This window comes from Mitsuaria sp. TWR114 (genome assembly GCF_007997345.1).
This window is the reverse complement of sequence record NZ_VOSR01000473.1, coordinates 1-3,141: the sequence shown is the minus strand read 5'-3', so window position 1 is coordinate 3,141 and position 3,141 is coordinate 1. Positions and strand designations below refer to the sequence as shown.

Annotated in this window: 5 protein-coding genes; 2 read left to right on the top strand and 3 right to left on the bottom strand. The window is 70.4% G+C overall.

Annotated features, from left to right (window positions below; translation table 11 throughout):
* Positions 1 to 203: hypothetical protein (locus FUT87_RS28945; protein ID WP_186830584.1), on the top strand; the 203-nt coding region annotated here is incomplete at its 5' end.
* Positions 204 to 246: 43 nt separating this feature from the next.
* On the opposite strand, the gene FUT87_RS17015 is transcribed toward FUT87_RS28945, so the two are convergent.
* Positions 247 to 930 (bottom strand): ion channel, encoded by a 684-nt coding sequence (locus FUT87_RS17015; protein WP_091721459.1) that lies wholly within the window; start codon positions 928 to 930, stop codon positions 247 to 249.
* 179 nt (positions 931 to 1,109) lie between these two features.
* Here FUT87_RS17015 and FUT87_RS17010 point away from each other — a divergent pair, with 179 nt between their 5' ends.
* Positions 1,110 to 1,328: a hypothetical protein gene (locus FUT87_RS17010; RefSeq protein WP_091721456.1), complete on the top strand. Its 219-nt coding sequence runs from the start codon at positions 1,110 to 1,112 to the stop codon at positions 1,326 to 1,328.
* A gap of 12 nt (positions 1,329 to 1,340) precedes the next feature.
* On the opposite strand, the gene FUT87_RS17005 is transcribed toward FUT87_RS17010, so the two are convergent.
* Positions 1,341 to 2,267 carry a DMT family transporter gene (locus FUT87_RS17005; RefSeq protein WP_255511885.1) on the bottom strand — a complete coding sequence of 309 codons (927 nt, stop codon included), beginning with the start codon at positions 2,265 to 2,267 and terminating at the stop codon, positions 1,341 to 1,343.
* A 102-nt stretch (positions 2,268 to 2,369) separates the two neighbouring features.
* A complete protein-coding gene (locus tag FUT87_RS17000; RefSeq protein ID WP_091721452.1) occupies positions 2,370 to 3,032 on the bottom strand; it encodes an amino acid ABC transporter permease in 663 nt (220 codons plus the stop codon).
* Positions 3,033 to 3,141 lie beyond the last annotated feature (109 nt).

Here is a 3,141-nt window from a genome sequence, read left to right as displayed (position 1 = left end):
CGGCGCGCAAGGCCGCCCAGTGGACGCAGGAACGGCTGCCCAGCGCCGAGCAGGTCCGCAGCACCACCGCCGAGGCCGCCAACCAGGCCATGGGCGTCGCGAAGAAGGGCTTCGCCTGGGCCAAGGACCTGACGACGCGCGCACCCGAGGCCCCCGGCGCCGATCCACTGCCGCGCGGCGACGTGCCGCCGGCCAAGCGTTAGGCGACGACGACCGCGGCGCTGCGCTGAGCCGCGGCCGCGATCGTCAGTCGAGGTCGGACAGCTCGCGGCGCCGGATCAGCGTCAGCCCGATCAGCCGCGACACGACGGCCGCCAGGTACATGACGCCGACGAACATCTCGACCGTCGTGACCGCGCGCGCCAGCGGCTTGACCGGGATCACGTCGCCGATGCCGGTGCTGGACAGCAGCGCGAAGCTCAGGAACATCAGTTCGGTCCAGGTGCGCGGCGACTGCGGATCCACCGCCGCCGAGAAGCTGCCCGGATACAGCGCCTGCACCACGACGAACAGATGGGCGAAGCCCCAGGCCAGCAGCGTGAAGGTGGCGCCGGCGGCGAAGAGCTCGTCGGTGGTCGCATGCCAGTCGCTCATCATGTAGGCGATCAGGCTGGCCGCGGCATAGAAGTAGAACAGCGCCTCCAGCGCGGCGGACCACGGCAGCAGCTGGTCCATGCCCCGGAACGCCTGCAGCAGCAGCAGCGCGATCGCCGGCAGCGCGATGGTCACGCTCAGCCAGGTCAGCCCCGGCGTGCTGCGCACCATGCGCGTCGTGAAGACCAGCACCACGATGCCGAAGGCGCTGAGCGCCAGCGGCGCGGCGCGGCTGGACTCGATCAGCGGATACAGCAGCAGTCCCAGCAACTGCACCAGCAACAGGATGGCGGACGGATGGCGCCGCGTCAGGACGAGGACTCGAAGGACACGCATCGACGCATTCTCCACGGGCGCGTGCCGCGAGCCGGGCCTCGGGCCGGCGTCGTCGCCAGAATGCGGTGCCGTCCTACTTGCGCCGCCGCCGGCTTGAGGTCCAATGAGCCACCCCGGCGGGATGGGCGCGAAGCGACGCGGCCGCCGGTCAATCCCTATCGCAAGGACTGGAGGACGTCATGGGTGGCATTCGTTGGGTGGGCGTGATCCTGATCGCGGCGGGCGTGCTCGCACTGGTCTATGGCGGCTTCTCGTACACGAAGGAGAACACCGCCGCCAAGCTCGGCCCCATCGAGCTCAAGGTCGAGGAGACCAAGCGCGTCAACGTGCCGATGTGGGCCGGCGTGGCCGCCATCGCGCTGGGCGGCGTGGTGCTGCTCGGCGCCGGCCGCAAGTAAGCGGCCCGGGGCTCAGCGCCGGCCGAGGTTCATCAGCGCGGTGCCGGCGATCGCCATCGTGCCGCCGACCAGCAGCGACGCATCCACGACCTCGCCCAGCCACAGCGCCGAGAACACGACGCCGAACACCGGCACCAGCGTGATGTAGCCGGCCGCCGCGCCGGCGCCCAGCGCCTTCACGCCGTCGAAGTACCAGGCGTAGGCCAGCGCCGTCGAGCCGACGGTGATGCCCGCCATGCACAGCCACGCGTTGCGCGGCGCGGCCAGCACGCCGGCCAGGCCGGCCGTGCCGTCGACGGCCAGCGTCAGCGCCAGCAGCATCACCGCGCCGATCGCGGCGGTGACGGCGGTGGTGGTCAGCGCGTCGACGCCGGCCATCACCTTGCGACCGATCAGCGTGTAGGCCACCCAGCAGCCGACGCAGCCCAGCAGCAGCAGCTCGCCGATGCCGACGCGCCCGTCCAGCACATGCCAAGGCTCGCCGCGCGTGATCACGACGGCCGCGCCCACCGCCGCGAGCGCCATGCCCAGGCCGATGCGCTTGTTCAACCGCTCATGGAAGATCCAGGCCGCCAGCAGCAGCGTGATCACCGGGTTCAGCGTGATCACCAGCGCGCCCTTGCCGGCCGGCACATGCTTGAGGCCGCTCATGAAGAAGGTCGCGTAGCCGAAGACGCCGAAGCTCGCCGCCAGCACCATGCCGGCCCAGCGCGAGGCCGTCCAGCTGCGCAGCGCGGCCAGGCGGCCGGTGCTCGCCAGCCACAGCATCAGGATCGCGCCGGCGATCAGGAAACGGCAGGCGGCCGCTGCCAGCGGCGGCATCGCCTGCGCCAGCACCCGCCCCCACGGCCAGGACGCGCCCCACAGCACCGCCATGCCGACCAGGCGCAGGTGGGTGGAGAGATGCGAAGGGGCATGGGTCATCGGGGCGGCGCTCATGGGTGGGAACTATCGGCGTTCGGCGTCACGGGCCGGGCGATGCGCGCCCGTGCCGCGAGGGGTGCCGGAAGGCATGCCGCGGTGAGCGGTGAGCGCCAAGCCTCAATGCGGATAGGCCATCCGTTTCTCCATCCACTTCTGCACCTGCTCGAAGGCGAAGCTCAGCAGCCAGTAGATCGCCGCGGCCGCCATGTAGAGCGGGAAGGGCTGGAAGGTGGTGGAGATCAGTTCCTTGGTAGCCAGCATCAGCTCGGTGACCGCGATCACTGACACCAGCGAGGTGTCCTTGATCAGCGAGATCAGGCTGTTGGACAGGCTGGGCACCGCCGCGCGCAGCGCCTGCGGCCCGATCACGAATCGCAGCGTCTGATGGCGGCTCAAACCCAGCGAGGTGCCGGCCAGCCACTGGCCCTGCTCCACCGCGCCGATGGCGCCGCGCATCGTCTCGCTCATGTAGGCGGCCACGTTCAGCGTGAGCGTCAGCACGCCGGCGACCAGCGGGGAGAACTCGATGCCGATGCTCGGGAGGCCGTAGTAGACGATGAACACCTGCACCAGCAGCGGCGTGCCGCGCATCGCGCTCACATAGACCGCCATCAGCGTGTCCAGGACCGGCACGCGCAGCACGCGCACCAGCGTGATCAGTCCCGCGAGCGGCAGGCCGAAGATCATCGCCATCACCGCGAATAGGAGCGTGTAGCCGGTGCCCTTCAAGAGCACCGGCCAGGCCATCTCGGCCAGGGAAAGCAAGGACGGGAGATCCATGGAGTTCTTCGGGAGCAGCGCGCCTCGCGGCGGAAGTGGCGATGTTGCCATCTTCTCCTCGCCCCCTCTCCGCCTCTGTCGAACTCCCTCTCCCGCTTGCGGGAGAGGG